We start from the raw sequence: 19508 nt of genomic DNA on the forward strand, positions 1-19508 counted from the left end.
CCGTTCGACTCAGTGTGGGGGAGGAGAAATGCGAGGATAGGGCGGTTCTTGGCCTAGTCATTAAGACAGCTGTGGGAAAGAAACTCAGTACCTCACAAGGCATCGCCAGTTAGCTTGACCTGAGCCACCTGTTCTGTTGTGATGAGTCGTCGGTAACGGTCGAGCAACGCTGATCGAAGACGGAACTGTCGCGTCGGCGGCTGACCGATAGTCCGGATAATCGGTTTCACTTCTGGGGTTCGTCGCTCTCGCGAGTGAACACCATCGTGCCATACGTCGTTTTCTGGCTACCACCCTGCTCAGAAGCACGGGCAGGGCCAGTGTAGTAGTAACCCGCCAACCGGTCCTCTGACTCCTGGTATGTGAGTCGCGCCGTTCCGTCATATGGCCCTTCATCTTCCGCCTGCTCATCGACGTCTGCACCTTCGTTTTCGAATAGATAGGCGAGTTTTGTGTGTAGCGTTCCGTCGGTCTGGAAACTGGCACCCGTGCTGACCGAGGGTGACCGCTCGGTTTCGAAGTGAACAATGATCTTGCTCCATGTCTGCTCGATATCCAGGGTTGCCGACATCGGCTGGTGCCCGCCGTCAGCGAGGTAGTCGTCCGGAATCTCGCCATCGTAGCTGGATTTGATCTCGCCCTCCCAGTGACCGGTCAGATCGGGAACGGCGACGATGAGATCGGGCATCCAGGGCTTGTTCCATAACCGCCGGTCGAACACTCGATGGATCAGCCCAAGTACGACTCCGAAGGCCAGCCCCGGAACGATCAGCGGCGGGATCTCGAACGGAACCTGCTGGTAGAGCCACGGGAAGACATAGGCGTTCAATACAAACACGATGACGAACGCGATCACGCCCAGGATCGCCAGGAACGTCGACCGGAACTCGTTATCGCTGGAATAGACGTGCATTCATGCTATTGGACTCGGCGTTCTCCCAGTACGTTTCCAGAGCGTCGATGAACAGCTTGGCGTGCCAGGTGTCCCACTTCGTCGACCCGTTGCCGAAGAGATCGGTCACGCCGTTCTGGCACCGCCAGTCGGAGTAGTCGGTCTCCTGCAGGTAGGAGATGATCTTGAGATACCGTTCTTGGAGGTCGTCGACGTACCGGCCCGGTGGCACTCTGTAGAGGAGACACTCGATGAAATAGGACGCAACGATATCGTTAGTGATGTAGCCGTCCGCGACGATCTCCTTGCGGGCGTTCTTGAACATCCGCACCGTCTCCTTGAACCGGTCGTCGGTGTCGTCCTGCTTGTCCGACCCGTGGTCTCGGTGGCGCGTCGGGTAGTTCACGACCGAGGATATCGAGTCGGTCGGCCAGAAGACGATCCCCTCGTAGTAACCCTGCGGATAGTTGTAGTAGTGCTTGTACTGGACGCAGACCACGACGTCGGCGTCAAGTGGGAGCCCCGGTGCGGAGATCTCGATCGCATTCCCGGACGGGTCGAACGTCCCCTCAGGATATGTGTCCTGTAGAACGCTCAGCACGTCGGTGCGGAACTCGTCGTAGCCGTAGTCGAAATCCTCGACGTCCACGTCCTCCTGGTCTTCCGGGTCAAGGTCGTGGAGATTGAAGTACTCGAACTCGTCGAGGCGAACGACGATATCGACGTCGCTTGAGTCGCGGATGATCGTGTTGTTCGCATACGAGCCCTGGAGGAAGTCGTGGAAGTCGATGTCGTCTAACGTATCGCTGTCGTTGAGCGCGTTCCGGATCTTCGTGTGGGTATCCTGCGCGGACTGGAGGGCGGCTCGTTTCGGATCCGTCCAGCTTTCGAGGGTGTCCTCATCAATGGCCATGGGAGCCTCCGAGAGAAAGCGTGTCGTTCATAGACGTAGGTAATGCTTACCGGCTTTTAATGGTTCGCACAGCGGGGTGAAAGTGATACCGGGAAGTCTTTGCCCGTCCACGGGGAAGATACCCATACCCGACTTATGGCTATCGACCCAGGGACGCTCGAATCGTGGTCCCAATACGATAACGGCCCCATCGAATCGGCGAAACGCACTCAGAACCGAATTCAGAACGAGCTACAGTCGAGTGATACGCTCGCCGACCCGGATTTTGACACGTATCTGCAGGGCTCCTACGCGAACTACACCATCGTGCGGGCGAGCAGCGACGTGGACATCGTTGTCCAGCTCACGGACATGTACTATGCCGATGTATCTGCGCTCAGTCCAGACGAGCGAGACAGATGGCGACGAACCTCCGGCGACCCGGACTACAGCTGGAACGAGTTCCGCACCGATGTCGTCGACGTGCTGGAGTCCCGATTCGGCTCCGCGGCTATCGACCCGGTCGGGAAGGCCATCGAGGTCGACACGAGCAATTTCAACGCCGACGTGCTCGTCTGCGCGAACCACCGGGACTACTATCACTACCCGAACGGCTACCACTCGGGGATCGCGTTCTTCGACCTCAGCAATACGAAGATCGTCAACTACCCGAAGCAGCACATCGACAAGGGGGGCACCAAGCAGTCGAGCACGAACAACCGCTTCAAGGAGACCGTCCGGATCTTCAAGCGAGCCCGAAACTACCTCGTCGACAACAACACGCTGGACAAGGAGAACGTCCCGTCGTACTTCATTGAGAATCTGCTGTACAACGTCCCGGATGGGCGCTACACGTACGACAAGCAGGACCGGGTGTTGAAGATTATCCGCTACCTGAACGAGACCGACTACAGCGACTGGACCTGCCAGAACGGCATCACCGACATATTCGGCTCGGGACCTGCCGAGTGGAACACCCGGTACGCGGACCAGTACGTCGACGCGATGATCAACCTTTGGGACAATTGGTAAGCCATGCACACGTACTCCACGGACAACGACCTCCGCCCGAAGGTCTACGGCGTCCTGGCACTGCTCGCATACGGGCTCACGATCCTCGTTGAGCTTATGACCTCGGAGCTTTCGACTGTTCTTCCGTTTGCGGCTGGATTCGTTGTCTCGTGGGGTCTCGCCTTCGCCGTCGTCTGGAAAGCCCATGTCGGGTGGTTCTGGAAGACCTGGCCTGCGCGAGCGCTGGGCATCACTCGTGTTCCGAACCTCAACGGGGAGTGGGAGGGCTGGATCGTCACGTCGTATGAGGGAGACATCGACGATGAGGCGCTCCATTCCGACGACAATCCCAGCGAGGACGGCCAGAAACTGAAGGCGTGGCTCGACATCGACCAGACGTGGCGTAAGATCAACGTCCACTTCAGAACCACACAGTCGCGCTCGGACAGTAACGGTGCGACCATGCTGACCGAGGAGGGAAAGTGGCCGAGCATCAGTTACCAGTACGAGAACGAGGGCTCCACGCTGGTCGAGGGCCTGGACATGCACTTCGGCACCGCCTCTCTCGAGTACCGCGACGAGGGAGACACAGAGACACTCGAAGGCCTCTACTACACCGGCCCAGGCCGTGAGAACAACGGGCACATGTATTTTGAGCGGGTTGAGTAACCGGAACAACTTTGCCGTTCTGACGGCCATTATGGTGCATGGGCGAGACGAAGAAGTGCCCCTCCTGTAACGGGAGTGGCGCAACGACCGATCCGCAAACAGGCTTTGGGGACTGTCCGAAGTGCGACGGCACGGGGACAGTCAGCCTGGGGATGCACGAAAAAATGACACAGGGCCAGCGCCAGGCCATTGGGACTGGTGGTGGCGCTGCAATGGGGTTCGCTGCTGGCGGACCGATAGGTGCGGTAATAGGTGGTGGGGTCGGCTTCCTTCTCTCGCGAGATGATGACGATGAAGGCGTTGGTGGCGCTTAGGATTGGGCGACACCGATAATTTCGAACCGTGCACCGCCGTCACTGCCTTCGGTCACATAGATCTCCCAGCCGTGGGCCTCAACGATCCGCTTGACAATCGCGAGTCCAAATCCGGTTCCCTCTCGTTTCGTCGTGTACCCGCTATCTAATACATCGTCACGTTCATTTTCAGGAATACCAGGTCCAGTGTCCTCAACGCAGAAGCCGTCTCTTGTACGGCCAACTCTCACAGTCACGTCGTCCTGACCATACTCGATTGCGTCGTGGAAGACAACCTAGGAGTTGAATACTCCGAATTAACGCCTGTGAAGACTGCGCTTCCTGCGGACACTGCGGTTGTGCCTGCAAAGCGCGTCCTTGAAACAGGAAGTCCCTGCCCCAAAGAGCGAGCGTCAGCGAGTAAGTAGCAGGGGTAGCTCACAGCCCGTCAAACATCACGGCGAACTGGTCGAGGCGGCGGTCGAGGTCGATGGCGTCGTGGACGTAGAGGTGGCGATCGTAGAACTGCTCGACGTCCTTCGCGCGCTCTGGAGCCTGCCCGCGGGGTAAATCGAGAGCGAGCGTGAGCCCGCATACAGGCGCGTACGTCTGTTGGAGTTCCTCTTGGTAGTCACCAGGAGAGCCGGGCTTGCCGTCGGTGATGATGAGGACAAGGGGGGAGTCGCGGCGCTGCTCGAGGAGGCGGCGGGCGAGTCCGAGAGCATCAGTGAGAGGCGTACCGCCGCCCGTCTTGCCGCTCAGCAGACTCGCTTGGACGTGTTCGGTCTCGACGCTGAATGGTTTGATGAGGCGGGCGTCCCCATGGACGAAGTCCATAATGGCGACGTTGATGCCGAGGTCCTCGCAGGCCAGAGCGAACCGTGCAACGGCGTCTTCGGCGGTGTCGATGAGATTGCTCATCGAGCTGGAGCGGTCAAGGACGAGGACGAGGTCGTACTGTTTCTCGTCGCCCTGCTGGCGGACGCTGAAGGCGTCGACGTCGCCGCGGGCGAGAGTGCCAGCGCGGCGTCGGTCGAAGCTCCCGCTGGTGACACCGCTGCGGGTCTGGTCACGGCGACTCTCTCGGAGCGCCATCCGGAGAGTGCCACCGACGGCGTCTGCACCCGCGGTCGCAGCTTGCCACCTCGCGGGAGGTGCCTGCTCACCGATCTGCGGGAGGACCGAGAGCGAGTCGAGACTTCCCTTTCCTGCGCCGGTGCCGCCACGTCGCCGTGCGGTCGACGTGTCGGGACTCTCGCCGCTCTCGTCGGTGTCGCCGTCGCTCGCGAGATCTTCGAGGGCGGCTAGGGTTTCTTCGAGGTCGCGTTCGAGCGCGTCCTGCTCGGGAGTGGCGCGGTCGGCTTCCTCGTGAGCGGCGGCGTGGTCCGCGCTGAGCGCGTCGGCTCGTTCGTCAAGGGAATCATCGTACGCTGGCTCGGCGAGCGGCGCTGCGGCTTCCTCGGCCGGCTTGCCGGTGTTGTCCGTCTCGCCGTCTTCTGTAGTGCCGTCAGCGGCGGGGTCGTCGAGCGTGTTTGAGTCGGCGTCCTCTCCATCCTTACCTGCCGTGCCGGTGCTTCCGTCCCCCGTGTCGTCCGTGTCGCCCCCGTCCGTGCCGCCAGTCGCGTCTCTGGCCTCGCCATCGTCTTCAGATGGAACGCCGTCAGCGCGATCGTCGGGCGCTCCTGCGCCATCCGTGTTTCCACCGGTCGTGTCGGACGTATCTGAGGTATCTGAGCCGTCTGAGGTCGCCTCCTCGTCGGTACTCGCGGCCTCACCGCTGTCGCGCCCGGCGCTGTCACCGCCGAGGAAGTCCGAAATCGACGCCTGCCCGTTCGACGGGCCACTCGACGCATCGGACGCTCCGCTACTGTCTGCGGCGCCCTCGGTGGGCCCTCCGTCTCCCTGCTCCTCAATGCCGCTCTCTTCGGCCGCCGACCCTCCGATCTCGTCGGACGTGGATTCAAGATCTTTGGCGCTGGACGCTCCAACACCACTGTCACGTTCTCCGTCCACGGAGTCTGCACCGCTAGCATCCGTCCCCGACTCGTCCGACGGATCGTCGCTCTCGCCCTCGTCCGGGGAGGTGTCCATCGACTCGGCCTGGGGGTTAGGCTCGGCATCGGACTCCACATCGGACTCGGACGAGGCTCCGTCGTCGTGTGCAGAGGCCCCGGCGTCGTCGGGCGCGAGCTCGTCAGCGGTGTCTGCCGTCCCGATATCCGGGTAGGCGAGGACGTCTGCGGAGGGGCCATCCTGAGTTTGCTCGAGGGAGACGTTCTCTGGGTCGAAGTCCGCCGGCGGCTCCGCGGAAGCGTCATCACCCGATGCCTCCGAGGGGTCGCGGTCAGCGGGCGACTCACCCTGCTCGCCGTTAGGAGTATCTCCGGACGTCTCCGGACTGCCGCCGGTTGGCGACTCCGAGACGTCACTCGGGTCGGCGTCTGCGGCGCCGTCCCCACTGGGTGCATCCTCCGGCGACTCATCGATTGCCTCTGCGTCCGTGTCGGGGTCAGCGGACGGTTCGATCGACTCGCCCTGTTCGCACTCGTCTGGCGTCGAGGAGTCGGACTGAGAGGGCGACGGGGGCGTGTTCGGACTACTGCCACCCGTTGCGGCGGTGTTTTCGTCTTCTTGACCCTGCTGGTGGTTGTCCTCGTCCATCTGGTTGAGGAGCGGCTTGATAGTCTGTTCCCAGCAGTCGAGCACGGCATCCCCACGCTTCACGGAGTCGGGTTCTCTGAGGACGGTCGCGAGGAGGTCATCGAGCGCGTCCTGTGTCTGCGCGAAGGCCGCCGCGTCATCCTGGGACTGGAAGGTGATCCGGAGGTCGGCCGGGTCAAGGAGGACGTCACTCTTCCCAGAGTCGTAGATGCCGTGGTCGTAGAGGTAGGACTGGATCGCGTCCCGGTAGGTGAAGGTGATAGTAGCGGTGTCGGGGAGATCGCTCGCCATCTGAGTGAGACTCCGGTTGACGAGCTCGAGGCGGTCGGCGGCGAGCTGACTTTGTGCCGCTCGGAGTTGGTGTTCGATTGCGGCGTCCTCGGCGTAGTTGATGAGGCCATGAACGAACTCCTGGTACTCCTCGTCGACGCGCTCGTTGAGATGGTCGGCGACGACCGAGATGTTCGTGTAACGGATGTGGCCGAGTTCGTGTAGTGAGAGACCGAACTGCTGGGCGCGGTCGGCCGTGAGCTGGTCGTCGAGCGGGAGGTTATCGAGATTCGCCGGATTCGTGGAGATGAGGACGAGGTAGTCGCCGTCGACGGCATCGACGAGCTGCTGGGCGGCCTGCTGGTCGAAGTCGGTCGCATCGGCGTCGATTAGGCGATCGGCGTCTGTCGGGAGAACGCACGCAGTCTGGACGTGTGATGTGAGGACGACTTCGATGTTTTCGCCGGTGTGAGCCTGGATGTACTCGGTCAACCGTCGGGTTCGCTGTTGGGAGCGGCGGGCTTGCGCTGGACGGTCGGGGAGAACGGACCGTGCGGTGTCGGCGCCGCTCGACGCGGCTGTGAGTGATGGCATAACTGGAATCACCTCTGATGAAGACGGTTGGACGCGGCTACGTGCCGTCGCGCGAGAGAAACCCCTTGCTGGCGACGGCAGGCCGGGGAGTCAGGTGTCTTCGAGTTTGTCGTAGGTATCGTCGGGGTTCTGGTGGGGTTCGGCGCTCGCCTTCACGACGTGCTTGAGGGCACCGCGAACGCTCGCCCCCATATCGTACCAGTCGATGGCATCTTCGAGCTTCCGGGTGGAGAGCGTCGGCCACGTTTCGTTGTCGCGGGTGGCGTTCGCGAACTCGACCATCCGACGGAGGCTGTCTCGGTCGATGCGCTGGCGACTTGTGTTGTACTTCTGATCGAGAAAGTCGATCTCGTCCTGGGGGTCCATATAGTCGAAGAAGATGGTTTGGAAGCGGTCACGAGTCGCGGCGTTCATCGGTTCGCTCCCTCGGTATTCGCGCGTTGGTGGGTTCATCGTGACGACAATCCGAGCGGCCGGGTGCGGGATGATCTCCTCGCCGGATTCCTTGACCGTCAGGACGTTCTGATTGAGAACCTTCTGGAGCGCCATCATCACACCCGCCGGCGCGGCGTTCACCTCGTTGATGACGATCGTGTAGCCGTGCTTCATCGCTTTCGTGAGAATGCCGTCGCGGAAGACGACGATGCGGTCCTCGTTGACCGTAGAGATTCCGAGGAGGTCCTGGGCGAGCATCGAGGCGTCGGCGTCGACGCTGACGAGGACGCGATTTGTCTTGTAGTGGAGGTATTTGAGGAGGTAGTTCTTCCCGGCGCCGTGAGGGCCGACCAGTCGGAGGCCGCGGTTGCCGCGGGCGAGCTTCATCGCAGTCGCTTCAAGCGTGTCGAGCTGGACATCCTCCATCGTCGTCGTCTTCGGTACGATTACCTCATCGGCCCGCGTAGGCATATCGCGCTTCCGGACGATGTGTGGGTGGTCGTTGTCCTCGAGAATGGGGAGTCCGTAGAAGGTTGCCTCTTCGACCGGCATCGAGGAGTCGACAACTGCGAGCGGGTCGCCGACGTCCTGATCGACGTCAGTGATGGAGTAGACGGTCGCCGAACCGGAGGTGTCATCGCCGAGGCGTTCACGGTACCGAGTGAGGGCGTCTTCGGCGATCTTTGTCTCGACCTGGACGTGCTGACCGGCCTGTTGAACGATGAGCTGGGCTTTGCTCCCTGTGAGGGTTGGGATATCTGTGAGGTTCTCAGGGTCTGCACGGTGGAGTTCGCCGAACGTGGTGTACCCCGCGTCGATGAGGTTCTGCTCGACGCTGTCGCCGACGCCGTCCAGGATGGTGAAATCAATACTGTCGGCAGAGGCAGTGAGAGCGTCGACGTGTGCGGCGAGTTCAGTCGGGCAGTCGCCTTCTGGGGTAACGCTCGTGATGCGCTGACCGCCGTCGCTGTCACGGTCGAGCGTGTAGATTCCGTTGCTAGCCCCGTCCTCGACGAGCCGGGTGACGGTGTCGCCATCGAGGTCGAGATAATCGCTGGCGCGGAGGTGAAGTGTCTCGATTGGGAGATCTCCGCCGGTTTCTTTGATGAGGCCGGCAGCGAGGTGGCTGAGGAACCGTTGCTGGTCGTCGGTACTCATGGACTGTGGGGCTACTTGTGACATAACTGGTCAATCGCGTTCACGGAGCGAAGTGCGGGAAAAATGTTCGACTGTGAGACCGTAACAGGATGGTGGTCGCAGTTGGCGCGCTGGTTAGTCGAAGTGGGAGATAGGATCTCGTGGGGGATAATCTCTGTAGTAGGCGACGCGGTCAGTCTTGAGAGGTGATGGAGGGTGACGGGAACGCATCTCTCAGACTACTGGTTCAGGGATTCTTGGATGGTGTTCTGGACGCGCTGGGCGTCAGTATCTGAGAGGTCGCGCTCAGAGGCGACTTCGACGCCGGGAATAGCGAATGCCTCACCGAGAGCATCACTGAGCGTCTGCTGGTCAGGCGCGATGCTCGGTTCGTCGTCATCGGCCTGCAGGTCGTGCTCGCGGGCGGCAAGCTGGATGGATTTGCCGGGTGAAAAGAGAATGTCGCGGGCAACCTCATTGTAAGCCTGGAAGGTGTCGGAGGCTCGGGCGCCCTCGAATTCACCGAGGGCAACGAGGAGCGACAACTGGAGATTCCAGAGTGTGGGACAGGAGTCAGGCATCGCGATGCGCGTAGCTCGAGTACTCGCACTCTCAGCGTACGTGCTGGGGATTCCGAGGTAGACGTAGAAGTCGTCGACATCGAAGGGGAGTTCCTCGAAGTCGATCGCAACCGAGCGGGCACGAACGAGGACATCGTCGACGGTGGTCGTTCGCTCGTCGAGATCGTCGTAGATGTTTCCCCACCACTCCATAATGGGGACGCGGTCATGAGCGCGTTCGTGCGCAGCGTTCGTGACATCGCCGACGTGTCTCCGCGAGTACCGCTGGCCGACACCGTACATAACCGTGCCCGACCCCGGGAAGAAGAGGAGGGGCTTCGCCCACATCGTCTGGGAGCCACGGAAGTCGTATCCGGTCTGGATGCCGCCGTAGACCGTCACGGTCGCCGTCTCGTCGTCCTCGTCGCTACCATCGCTCATCGCGGGGTCGACATCGGCAAGCGCATCGTGTTCGCGAATAGCGGCCTTCGTCGAGCCATCCGACTGGCTCATATCGAGTTCGCGGCGGAAGCCCGGGACGATGACGGTGAGTTTCGCGACGCCACCCCAGTCCCGCATATCCGCCCATCCGAACGCCTCGTCAGCGCCGTGTTTCTGGAGCGCCCCCATCAGTGGGAGGTAGGCCTCCTCGGGGTTGACGATCGAGTACGTGGAGGTCGCGATCTGCCAGCGGAACTTGACGGGGTAGCCGAGTGCTGCGAGGGCGAGGCGACGGCGGTCGATAATGTCCTGGTGATCGGTGACGTCAAGGAGACGGTCACTTGGCGCGTTCGCGGCGAGCTCCTCGATGGACTGGCCGGTCGCAGCTTCGAGGAGGTCAGCGTTGAGTCCGTCGACATCACGAATCTCTTCGGGGTCGACCGTCTCGTCCGCTGGATCAACGAATTCGTTGACCGCGTGGAGTTCTCCGCTGCTGGCCTGCGGGAGCGCCTTGATGACGACCTTCAGGGAGCGGGACTCGCTTGCGTCCGTGTTGAGAAAGCGGCGACCAGTGGGCTCGATACCGTCCGGATAGTCGGCTGTTGTCGCGTCCGCGGGGGTGAGCCCGAGGAAGGGTAGTGTCTGCTCCTTCGCGATGAGTGATCGGACGTCGATGCTCTCGTCGACTGCGAAGTCACGGTCGCTCCGTGGCGTCTCGCGGTGCTCTGAGCTGGGGTGAGTTTCAGCTGACATCATGGATGACCTCCTGGATTAGGGTCTGCGTGGGGTGGTGGCTGCCCGCCTGTGTGTGGACGGGCGTTTGCACCGCCCTCTGCCACCCGATCGGGGGGAAGAAAACTGCCTACGTCGTGCGGTGCTGTGCAGGGGGCGGGGCGGTGGGGGTTCGGTCGGTCGTGGAGCGCCTACGTCCGTTCGGGGTGGTGCTCGACGACCTCGTCGCGCTCCAGAGACCGACGAAGCACGGTGCCGTCTTCGAGGACGGCCGCGTTCGGGTTGGTGACGTCCATAATTCGGTTCTCGAGTGACTTCCGGTTCGCGAGGTTCGTCTTCCGGACACCTCCCTTTGAAGCGTCCCAGCCTCGGAAGTGCGGGTGGTCGGCTGCCAGCTCGCGGACCGCGGCTTCGCTCTCGCCTTCGATAAAGCACGCAAGCCGCGTCGCGCCTGCGCCGACGTCGGAAAATCGGACTCTATAGTACATTTTTGAATACGCCTCACCTCTCGTGGGGGGAAAGAAAACCGGAGGGAAGCGTCGAGATTAGTCAGTAGGCGGTTCGGTGTTTTGTAGTCAAGATGGCAAGCCAGTCACCCGATGCTTCGATGCTCGCCGCAGCTCGTACAGCGTTGGGCAACCGAACCTGCTGGCCTCGACGAGGATGAGATTTCACCCCCGCAGTAGGGGCACTCAGCGTCGTCATCGGGCGTGCTGGGAAGGTCGTCACGACTGACGTTGTCGGCGATGGCCTGCCGGTAGAGAGTGAAGGCTTCAGCGAGGTTCCCTGCTCTCCACTCGTCCGTTGGGACGGCGAGGCCTTCGCCGAGAGAACCGTGCCAGAGGTAGATGCGACCATCAAAGCCGTAGAGATCGATGGTGAAGACACGCCATTCGGAAGTTTTCGCGAGCAGAGTGATGTAGTCCTCGTGGAGTGCATCGGCGTGGATGTCCGGGTCAAGCTGGGGATGGTTTTCGGCGAACGCCGCGACCTCGTTTTCGTCGAGTGGGAGCGGGTGCTCTGTCAGTACTGTGAAGGCCCGTGGTCTGGTGTTGGTCATACTGAGTTATCTCGCGGGTCACCTGTAATGGCCGGAGAGAAATCCGACGGAATGATGGAAAATTCTTGTCGTCGGGTTCGCTCTCGGAGCCACACACGGGGCCCGCCGAGTCACGAACGGACGTCACGGATTCGAGCGGCAAGTTCTCGACGAAGAGTGACGAGTTCGTCTCTGTGCTGGTTTCGCTCGATGGTTTTCTCTCTGAGTTCGCGGTGGAGGTCCCGCAGCGACCGGCCGGATGTCGGGGATGGGGAGGGGGCAGGTTGGTCGGACACCTCCTCGTGGTCGGAGTCGGCTTCGTACTCGGGGATGTCCGCGCCACGAGCGCGGAGTTCGTCGACGGCCTCCCAGAAATCCTTCCCGGATGGATACTCGCCGGCGGTCGTGATGATGTCTTCCTCGAGAGCGACGACCTGGAGGGCGTCGAGAACGATGAGTCCGTCCCGATAGATCCAGCCGTCATCCATCTCGGCGAGGCGGGTCCCGGAGTCCGAATTCGTCCAACAGGGGTTCCGTGATTTCGTGCCGTCACTACGAGTTTCCGTAATTGGCGAGGCAAGGCGGATTTCGGACGGTCGCGTCGTCTCGACCGCCCGGTAGACATCTTCGATATTGGTCGTGAATGTTGGCGGTGACCGTTGAGATGGAGACGGCGAGGGGGCCTCAGACAACGCGTCCGTGGGCGGCTCTGAGACCTCAGATGAGGTATCTGCCTGTGGCTGCGGGGCCGTGAACGCATCGACAACGTCGTCGATGAATGCCTGCGCTGGCTGCGTTTCGGTAGGCGTCCCGACGAGATGTTGGCCGGACATCGCGACGAAACGGGCGGAGTCGTAGACTTCGATAGAGGGGTTCGGAAAGGTGTCATAGGTGGGAAGATCGTCGGTAACAGTCGTGACGTCATCGGGGAGCTGACCACGGCAGAGGATGTGAACGCCGGTTCCAGAGGGGGAGACATCGGCGTACGAATCTGCAGTATGCAAATGTTCGTGGACGACGGGGTGGATAGCGCCAGTTCCCGGATCACGAGCATCGTCGTAGTCGACGACGACGAGGTTTTCGTCGGGGTACTTGTCACGGTTGCGGATGACGTACGCAAGCGCGAAGCCGGCGGAGAGTTTCTCGACCCAGTCTTGGGCGGTGTCGAAGTCCGTCCAAACCGCCGGGTTCTGAGCATTGACGTACCGCTTGGGCCAGTCCGGATAGGCGTAGGGCGCTCGTGGGATCTTTCTGGCGTTGTCGGTTGGCTTCCAGGTCAACCACTGGTCGTGGTCACGACAGTCTGCTGGATAAGTGGCCGTCTCAAACGCGGGGGTTGGGGGACTCGTGAATGGCATAGTGGGATATGACGAGGGGAGGTGACGATGTTATCTGCGCGTCTATTCCGGTCGCGCGGGAGAAATTAGTAGAGGAATCGACGAGGGTACAGGGGTAACAATTCAGAGGTCGCCGTCGGACCCCCTAACGCGGTGGCTTAGAGGAGAAAATCAATACGTCGACAGTCGTGTGGATTAGCCTACGGCTGTATATTTTGAAATGATCAAATCTCTTGATTGTTCGGAGTCGATGTGGTCGGCTTGAAATTAGATTCAGAAGCATCCATATTCAGGGAGAACTGAACTTATTTGACCAGTATGCGATGAGGGGAACGCCGAGGAGGGTTGGCCATAACCACGCGATAATCCCCAGTTCGGACGTGAGGTTGACAGCTGAAACGGCACTAACCGTAGCAATAAACGCGCCAATCATCCGTTGGAGGTGGTTGACCATCCATTCTCCGGAGTTCTCACCATAGAAGGAACGAATATCCAGTGTTCCGAACGCAATTCCGATTCCACCGAAGACGATCATTACGACCCCGAAAGAATTCCCATCAAGAAACCAGTTGATGCCCCACAGACCAAGTCCCACACACGCAAGAACGACGCTCCCAGCAGCTCCCCAGTCGACCATATGGGCAGTGCTGGTCGGCCGTTTCCGAGAGAGTGCACGGTATCCCGAGAACGCAAGGTATCCACTAAAGATCGCGACGAGCGTGAGGATGATGCGGAACGCCACAGGGTCGATAGCTACTAGAACGAAGACTGTCGCAACGACAACGCCCATCGATACGAGAAAGACCTTCCCGACTTGTCGATGTCTCCATCCTCCCTTTTTGGTCACGAGTGCACCGAGGCCAGCGAACAGAGCGACTATGCCTGCAGCAATGTACAACCACAGTGACCACACCTCAACTGTCGGCATAGCTGAAATTCAGAAACAGCCTTCATAAAGATTGGTGCGTAATGCAATGTTCCTTGGTTGAGCTTACCAGTCGTCAAAATGTGGTCGCTCACGTTCGAGAGGTCAGGCTTCGACCATCGGGAAACACGTATCCTGGATGTCGTGGTAGCGGTTGCGAATCGTGACCACACTCACGTTCGCGGCCTCCGCAAGCTCGGATTGCGTACACGAGTCACTGGAAGGCGAATCTGAGTGGTGCGTGGCGACGTAGAGGGCAGCGGCGGCGATCCCGACGGGATGTTTCCCGGAATGGATGCCTGCCTCCATAACGTCCTTGAGGAGTTCTGTCGTAAACCGCTTGGTCTCCTGGCTGAGATCGAGTTCCGAACAGAGACGGGAGAGATAGTCCCGTGGATCGGGTGGCGGGACTTCGAGTTCGAGTTCACGGACGAGATACCGGTAGGTGCGCTTGATGCGGATTGTATCGTCGATTCGACTGACCTGCGTGAGGGCTTCGAGATCCTGTGGGAGACCGGCCTGCCGGATAGCGGCGTAGACGGCTGCAGTCGCGACGCCTTCGTAACTCCGACCGGGGAGGAGGTCCTGATTACTGGCCCGGCGGCAGATGACGGCGGCGATGTCGTAGTCATCGTCGGGGAGATCGAGAGCGGCGGCCATACGCTGAATTTCTGAAAGCATCGCCTTGAGGCCGCGTTCCTTCGAGTTCCCGGTCCGGGACCGTTGTTGCCACGTGCGAAGTCGGGTCAGCTGCGCTCGCCGTTGTGAGGAGATGGTGTTCCCGTGGGCATCCTTGTTGCGCCAGTCGATCTCGGTGCTGAGGCCAAAGTCGTGCTGGGTTGGCGTGAGTGGGCTCCCTGTGTGGGACTTCTGTTCGCGTTCGTCCGCAGAGAAGGCCTGCCAGTCGGGGCCGCGGTCGATAGCATTCTCCGTGACGACGAGTCCACAGTCAGCACACCGGGTTTCTCCATGAACGTGGTCGACGTGAAGATCTCCGTCGCACTCGGGACACGTAGCGGTCCTAGCAGCGACGGCGGCGTCAGTGGTCTCGGATGGTCCAGTCGTACGCTCCGAGTCGGGTATCTTGCGAGTCCGAATCCGGTTGCTATCGGGAGTAGATGAATCGTTCTCGGTCATAGTGAGGGACGGAGAGGGATCGGTGATGACTCCCGCCACCTCACGTCGGGGGCGAAAAACAGGAACCGAGAGGTAAGACGGTGGATATGGCTTTAGGATAGGGTGTACACCCCTGGTACCGAGTGAAAATCACCAGGTGCTCAGCGGGAAGTTGAGGACGAGGAGTCCGAGCGAAGGAAGGACTTGAGACGAGCGAGACGTCCACCTGAGTCGTCGGCTGTGGAGTGCTCGAGATTGCCATCGTCGTCAGCGTGGGTGTCGGCGACATATTCAACGATCGCGACGAGCGTTTGTTCATCCAGGAGGTCGACGAGCGTGTCAGTGTCGAGGGCACGAACTTGGACTTCGGCGTCGTTCTTGAGGGCGTCTTCGAGTTGGGAGTTACGGACGTGGATACGCCGAAGTTTCTTTGTTCGCTCATCGAGTTCGGCTTCGAGTTCGTCTATCCGCTCCTGTCGAGCTTCGAGTTCGGCTTCAAGGCGGTCGATTTCTGCCTTGTAGAGTGATTCTGCGCCCTCGCCGCGTCGGGGAGAATCGCGGCCACGCGTCCGACCGCTGCTGTGGGATGACCCCGGGTCGGACGGTGATGAACTGCCCGTCGCCTGGACGTCGGCGTCGCGGTCAGGGGTGTAGTCGGGGGCAGAGTCGGGAGCAGGCGACCAGTCGCTTGCCGATGGGGCGGCCTCCGACTTGTCCTCCTCGTACTCGGGGATGTGCGCGCCGCGAGCACGAAGCTCGTCGACGGCCTCCCAGAAGTCCTCCCCAGAGGGATAATCTCGTTCGTCGGTAATGATGCCTTCCTCGAGGGCGACGACTTGGAGAGCGTCGAGGCCGATGAGACCATCGCGGTACACCCAGCCTTCATCGAGCTGAGCGAGGCGCGTGCCAGACGAAGAGTTCGCCCAAGATGGATCCAGTGACTGCGTACCGTCAGCGCGCTCCTCAGTGACAGTCGAGCGGAGGCTGATGTCTCTCGGTCGGACGTGCTGGATGGCGTCGAAGACATCCTGAATGTCGCTCGTGGTCTCGACGTCTTCGATGTCCTCGCGAGTGGTATCCGGTTCAAAGGCGACTTCATCGGGGGTCGCTGCGGAGACAGTCGCATAGTCCTCGACGAGCCCATCAAGGAAGGTCCGGCAGTCGCGCGTCTCGGTGGGTGTACCGGCGATGTGTCTGCCGGTCATCGTGATGAAACGCGCGGATTCATAGACCTCGATCGACGCCTCGGGAAAGGCCTGGTGTTCGGAGAGGTCGTCAGAGATGGTCTTGACGCGCTCGGGGAGCTGACCGCGGCAGAGGATGTGAACGCCGGTTCCAGACGGAGAGACATCGGCGTAGGATTCGGCGTCAGCAAGATGATCGTGGACGAGGGGGTGGATTTCACCCGTGTCGGGATCGCGGACGTCGTCGTAGTCGATGACGACGAGGTCGGTCTCGAAGTCGTTGCGGTCGGGAATGACGTACGCAGGTTGGTGATGGGGGAGTTTATCCGCCCACTCTGCTGCGGTCTCGAAGTCCGCCCAGATGGTTGGGTCCTGCGCGGAGACGTACCGATCTGGCTGATTCGAGTTGTGATAGGGTGCGCGGGGAATCTTGCGGCCGTCGTCGGCTTGTTTCCAAGTCAGCCACCGTGAGACTTCCATACGGTCCTCGGGATAGACGCCTGACTCGGTCGGTGGGGCGGGGAGATCGCTCGCCATGAGCAGTCAACTCACCAGAATATATGCAGTTCTCTGACTTTAGTCCATGGGAGGGTATCGCGAAAAGGATGATGTAATGGTCAGGCTGCCTGCGTATCGTCGAGGAGGAGTTCCGCAAGGAGGCGCGCGCCGACCTTGTCGAGCGTCTGGTTGCTCGAGGCGTCGTGAGGGTGGTGGATACAGGCCGGGCACCCCTCATCACATTCGCAGTCGGCAACGCGAGTCCGTGCGAATTCGAGGGCATCCTCGAGATGCTGGAAGACGCTACGAGCGAGGCCGACGCCACCAGGATGGTCGTCGTAGAGGACAATCGTAGGGTGGCCGGTTGTGTCGAGACGCGAGATTGCGAGCCCGCGCATATCACTGCGGTCGCAGAGGACGGTTGCTGGAAGGACGCCCAGCAGTGCGTTCGTGAGGGCGTAGAGGCTCCCCTCGAAGGACGGCGATGGCGCGTCAGTGTCATCGGCGTTGGGATGCTCCTCGGTGAAGGCATCCCGAATGGTGGGCGGGATGCTGATGACGAGACCATCCGAGGCGAGTTCGGTTTCCGGAAGGTCGGTCTCAATGGGAACAGGTCCATTCGAACTCCCGGACTGGTGGGTGTAGTAGCTAACGACGGTTTCGCTGACGGTCAACTCGGTGAGCTGAACGGCGGGAGGTGCTGTGTCGGCGCTTGCGTCACCGCCGTCAGTCGCAACCTCAGGGTCGGCTGTGCCGGGAAGGCCGCGTGACTCGTCGGCGTCTTGGAGCGTGAGCGTGCGGTCTGTGACTGCGCTAGTCGTGTAGGTCGCGTTTGTAGGCTCGACCCACGCGATTGGCGAGGCAGAACCGGATGCTCCCGGCGAGGTTTCCGGATCGAGATCGACGTCGATGACGCGGTATCGCTGGCCTTGATGGAAGTAGATCGCGCCGGGGTGGGCATCACGAAGACCGGAGGCGAGTGGAAGTTCACCGAGAACGTCGAGCTCGTTACTCGCGGGGATATCCGGAGAGGACTGGTCGTCCGGTGTCACAACGATACGGAGCGAGCGCGAGTTGATCGACCGGAGGGAAACGTGCTGGCTCGGCGGCGGTCCCCCGTCGGGGACGTACGTCCACGTGAGATCTGTCGATGTGAGCGAGCGGTCGAGGACGCCGGCATCGGTGAGTGCTGAGACGTACTTCGGGAGGTCGTCGCCAAACCAAGTGTTGTCGTCGGTGGAGAGGGGGGCTTCGGCGGCGGCTGCCGGGAGGTGTTCGGTAAGGACACGTGGGTTCTGGGGGTTGCATTCGACGGATTCGACGCTGCCGTCAAGGAGATCGTCCGGATGGTCGAGTGCGTATTGGTCGAGGGGATCTGCGCCGCCCACGAGGCCGACAATGCTCGGGTCGGTCCCCCGGCCGGCGCGGCCGGCTTGCTGGAAGAGTTCCATCCGTGTTCCCGGATAGCCGTCGACGAGGACAGCGTCGAGGTTCCCGATGTTGACCCCGACCTCAAGGGCGTTCGTACTCCAGACGACGCGGATGTCGCCGGAATGCAGCCCGGCTTCAAGTTCTTCTCGCCGCTCGTCCGAGAGTGCGCCCTGATATGCGGCCACGTCGGCGGCGAGGCTGGGATAACCGTCACGCTGGAGGCGGCGAGCGGTGGCCTGAGCGTACTGTTCGGCCGCTTGTCGACTTCGGGTGAAGACGATGGTCTGGAGACCGCGTTCGACGAGCGCCGCTGCGAGACGTGCGGTCGTCCGGTGTGTCGATCGAGCTTGCCCCTGCTGGCCGCGGGGTGGTTGCCAGAAGAGCCAGTGCGTTGAGCCGCCGGCACTTGTGTCCTGGTCGACGACGTGAACGTCGGCCGGGTCGACGCCAGTCAGCTGGACAGTGTGCTGTCGGGGGTTGTCGATGGTGGCTGAGCAGGCGACGATTGTCGGGTCAGCGTCGAAGGTTTTCGCAAGCCGGCGGAGTCGTCGAAGGACGACGCCGACGTGACTACCAAAGACGCCACGGTACTGATGCTGTTCGTCGATGACGATCAGGTCCAAGTTGGAGAGGAACCAGCCCCAGAGTTTGTGGGCGAACGGGAGGATGGAGTAGTTGATCATATCAGGCGTCGTCGCGAGAACGTGCGGTTGCCGCTCGCGGACGCGACGTTTCTGGTGTCGAGAGAGTCCGCCCGTGTAGCGCCCTGCGTCAAGACTGGAGTCGACGTTCTGGAAGAAGTCGTAGAGATCGTCGGCTTGGTTGTTGATGAGAGCGCGCGTCGGTGCGATATAGAGAGTACGGGCGTCGTCGACGAGGGCGCGCTCGGCCGCCAGAATCGAATACGGGAGTGATTTCCCCGACCCGGTCGGGGTCGCGAGGGTGACGTGTTTGCGGAGTCGAGCGTGCCGAATCGCTTCCGCCTGATGGTCGTAGACTTGATCGATGCCCTTCTTGCGGATCGCCTCGGAGAGCTCCGGGCGCAGAGGGACATCCGTAGTCTGCGCTGACCGTCCAGTCATCACGCGGTGGTTCACGAGGGTTCCACCGACGGTGGCCTCGTTCTCGGCAAGCCAGTCGACAGTATCGTGGATCGAGGGGCGTTCGCCGGCTGATCCATCGAAGGCGCGTGTCCCTGTTTTGAGCTCTACGTGCTGGGAGACTGCCGCGTCGGTGCTCGGCTTGGAGCGACTCTTCGAGCCGGCACGCGATACGTTCGACTCTGACGGTGGTGACTCCTTCGTCATAACGTCCTTCACCTCCAGTGGAGGGAGAGAAATGCCGTGCGGGGATGCCGGAGATCAGTGATGGTTCTTCGGATGACGATGCCT

The 19508-nt window shown here is 61.2% G+C and carries 14 protein-coding genes; 2 read left to right on the plus strand and 12 right to left on the minus strand.

Annotated features, from left to right (window positions below; translation table 11 throughout):
• Window positions 1-226: 226 nt before the first annotated feature.
• Both D1409_RS21065 and D1409_RS21070 read right to left on the minus strand, forming a co-directional pair.
• On the minus strand, window positions 227-913 hold the full coding sequence (locus D1409_RS21065) for a Cap15 family cyclic dinucleotide receptor domain-containing protein (protein ID WP_123538942.1): 687 nt from the start codon (window positions 911-913) through the stop codon (window positions 227-229).
• Window positions 891-1805: a nucleotidyltransferase domain-containing protein gene (locus D1409_RS21070; RefSeq protein ID WP_123538943.1), complete on the minus strand. Its 915-nt coding sequence runs from the start codon at window positions 1803-1805 to the stop codon at window positions 891-893. The genes D1409_RS21065 and D1409_RS21070 overlap by 23 nt, the downstream gene beginning before the upstream one ends.
• 135 nt (window positions 1806-1940) lie before the next feature.
• On the opposite strand from D1409_RS21070, the gene D1409_RS21075 reads away from it, so the two are divergent.
• Both D1409_RS21075 and D1409_RS21080 read left to right on the plus strand, forming a co-directional pair.
• Window positions 1941-2816, plus strand: a complete 876-nt coding sequence (locus D1409_RS21075; RefSeq protein WP_123538944.1) for a nucleotidyltransferase domain-containing protein — start codon at window positions 1941-1943, stop codon at window positions 2814-2816.
• Between the two features lie 3 nt (window positions 2817-2819).
• Window positions 2820-3464 (plus strand): Cap15 family cyclic dinucleotide receptor domain-containing protein, encoded by a 645-nt coding sequence (locus D1409_RS21080; protein ID WP_123538945.1) that lies wholly within the window; start codon window positions 2820-2822, stop codon window positions 3462-3464.
• Between the two features lie 310 nt (window positions 3465-3774).
• Here the strand turns inward: D1409_RS21080 and D1409_RS21085 are convergent, their stop codons facing one another.
• From D1409_RS21085 to D1409_RS21140, 10 genes are all read right to left on the minus strand, one after another.
• A complete protein-coding gene (locus tag D1409_RS21085) occupies window positions 3775-4035 on the minus strand; it encodes an ATP-binding protein (RefSeq protein WP_123538946.1) in 261 nt (86 codons plus the stop codon).
• Between the two features lie 160 nt (window positions 4036-4195).
• Window positions 4196-7282, minus strand: coding sequence for a VWA domain-containing protein (locus tag D1409_RS21095; protein WP_164471831.1), 3087 nt, complete (start codon window positions 7280-7282; stop codon window positions 4196-4198).
• A 90-nt stretch (window positions 7283-7372) separates the two neighbouring features.
• Window positions 7373-8875 (minus strand): AAA family ATPase, encoded by a 1503-nt coding sequence (locus tag D1409_RS21100; RefSeq protein ID WP_235853660.1) that lies wholly within the window; start codon window positions 8873-8875, stop codon window positions 7373-7375.
• Between the two features lie 218 nt (window positions 8876-9093).
• Window positions 9094-10608, minus strand: a complete 1515-nt coding sequence (locus tag D1409_RS21105; protein WP_235853661.1) for a hypothetical protein — start codon at window positions 10606-10608, stop codon at window positions 9094-9096.
• 571 nt (window positions 10609-11179) lie between these two features.
• The gene (locus D1409_RS21115; RefSeq protein ID WP_123538950.1) at window positions 11180-11647 is read right to left on the minus strand and encodes a hypothetical protein; all 468 of its coding nucleotides are present in this window, start codon (window positions 11645-11647) and stop codon (window positions 11180-11182) included.
• Window positions 11648-11757: 110 nt separating this feature from the next.
• A complete protein-coding gene (locus D1409_RS24900) occupies window positions 11758-12984 on the minus strand; it encodes a hypothetical protein (RefSeq protein WP_164471832.1) in 1227 nt (408 codons plus the stop codon).
• A gap of 268 nt (window positions 12985-13252) precedes the next feature.
• Window positions 13253-13891 carry a hypothetical protein gene (locus tag D1409_RS21125; protein ID WP_123538952.1) on the minus strand — a complete coding sequence of 213 codons (639 nt, stop codon included), beginning with the start codon at window positions 13889-13891 and terminating at the stop codon, window positions 13253-13255.
• A 102-nt stretch (window positions 13892-13993) separates the two neighbouring features.
• Complete coding sequence (locus D1409_RS21130; RefSeq protein ID WP_123538953.1) at window positions 13994-15025, minus strand: transcription initiation factor IIB; 1032 nt, start codon at window positions 15023-15025, stop codon at window positions 13994-13996.
• 140 nt (window positions 15026-15165) lie between these two features.
• Window positions 15166-16668 carry a hypothetical protein gene (locus D1409_RS21135; RefSeq protein WP_164471833.1) on the minus strand — a complete coding sequence of 501 codons (1503 nt, stop codon included), beginning with the start codon at window positions 16666-16668 and terminating at the stop codon, window positions 15166-15168.
• Between the two features lie 137 nt (window positions 16669-16805).
• Window positions 16806-19424 (minus strand): DEAD/DEAH box helicase, encoded by a 2619-nt coding sequence (locus tag D1409_RS21140; protein WP_123538955.1) that lies wholly within the window; start codon window positions 19422-19424, stop codon window positions 16806-16808.
• Window positions 19425-19508 lie beyond the last annotated feature (84 nt).

It is taken from the genome of Halosimplex salinum (genome assembly GCF_003730195.1).
GTDB lineage: Archaea > Halobacteriota > Halobacteria > Halobacteriales > Haloarculaceae > Halosimplex > Halosimplex salinum.

Excerpts from the sequence above, each read along its gene's own strand:
- D1409_RS21065 (WP_123538942.1), bottom strand. The coding sequence starts at position 913 with ATGCACGTCTATTCCAGCGATAACGAGTTCCGGTCGACGTTCCTGGCG.
- D1409_RS21070 (WP_123538943.1), bottom strand. The coding sequence starts at position 1,805 with ATGGCCATTGATGAGGACACCCTCGAAAGCTGGACGGATCCGAAACGA.
- D1409_RS21075 (WP_123538944.1), top strand. The coding sequence starts at position 1,941 with ATGGCTATCGACCCAGGGACGCTCGAATCGTGGTCCCAATACGATAAC.
- D1409_RS21080 (WP_123538945.1), top strand. The coding sequence starts at position 2,820 with ATGCACACGTACTCCACGGACAACGACCTCCGCCCGAAGGTCTACGGC.
- D1409_RS21095 (WP_164471831.1), bottom strand. The coding sequence starts at position 7,282 with ATGCCATCACTCACAGCCGCGTCGAGCGGCGCCGACACCGCACGGTCC.
- D1409_RS21100 (WP_235853660.1), bottom strand. The coding sequence starts at position 8,875 with ATGAGTACCGACGACCAGCAACGGTTCCTCAGCCACCTCGCTGCCGGC.
- D1409_RS21105 (WP_235853661.1), bottom strand. The coding sequence starts at position 10,608 with ATGTCAGCTGAAACTCACCCCAGCTCAGAGCACCGCGAGACGCCACGG.
- D1409_RS21115 (WP_123538950.1), bottom strand. The coding sequence starts at position 11,647 with ATGACCAACACCAGACCACGGGCCTTCACAGTACTGACAGAGCACCCG.
- D1409_RS24900 (WP_164471832.1), bottom strand. The coding sequence starts at position 12,984 with ATGCCATTCACGAGTCCCCCAACCCCCGCGTTTGAGACGGCCACTTAT.
- D1409_RS21125 (WP_123538952.1), bottom strand. The coding sequence starts at position 13,891 with ATGCCGACAGTTGAGGTGTGGTCACTGTGGTTGTACATTGCTGCAGGC.
- D1409_RS21130 (WP_123538953.1), bottom strand. The coding sequence starts at position 15,025 with ATGACCGAGAACGATTCATCTACTCCCGATAGCAACCGGATTCGGACT.
- D1409_RS21135 (WP_164471833.1), bottom strand. The coding sequence starts at position 16,668 with ATGGAAGTCTCACGGTGGCTGACTTGGAAACAAGCCGACGACGGCCGC.
- D1409_RS21140 (WP_123538955.1), bottom strand. The coding sequence starts at position 19,424 with ATGACGAAGGAGTCACCACCGTCAGAGTCGAACGTATCGCGTGCCGGC.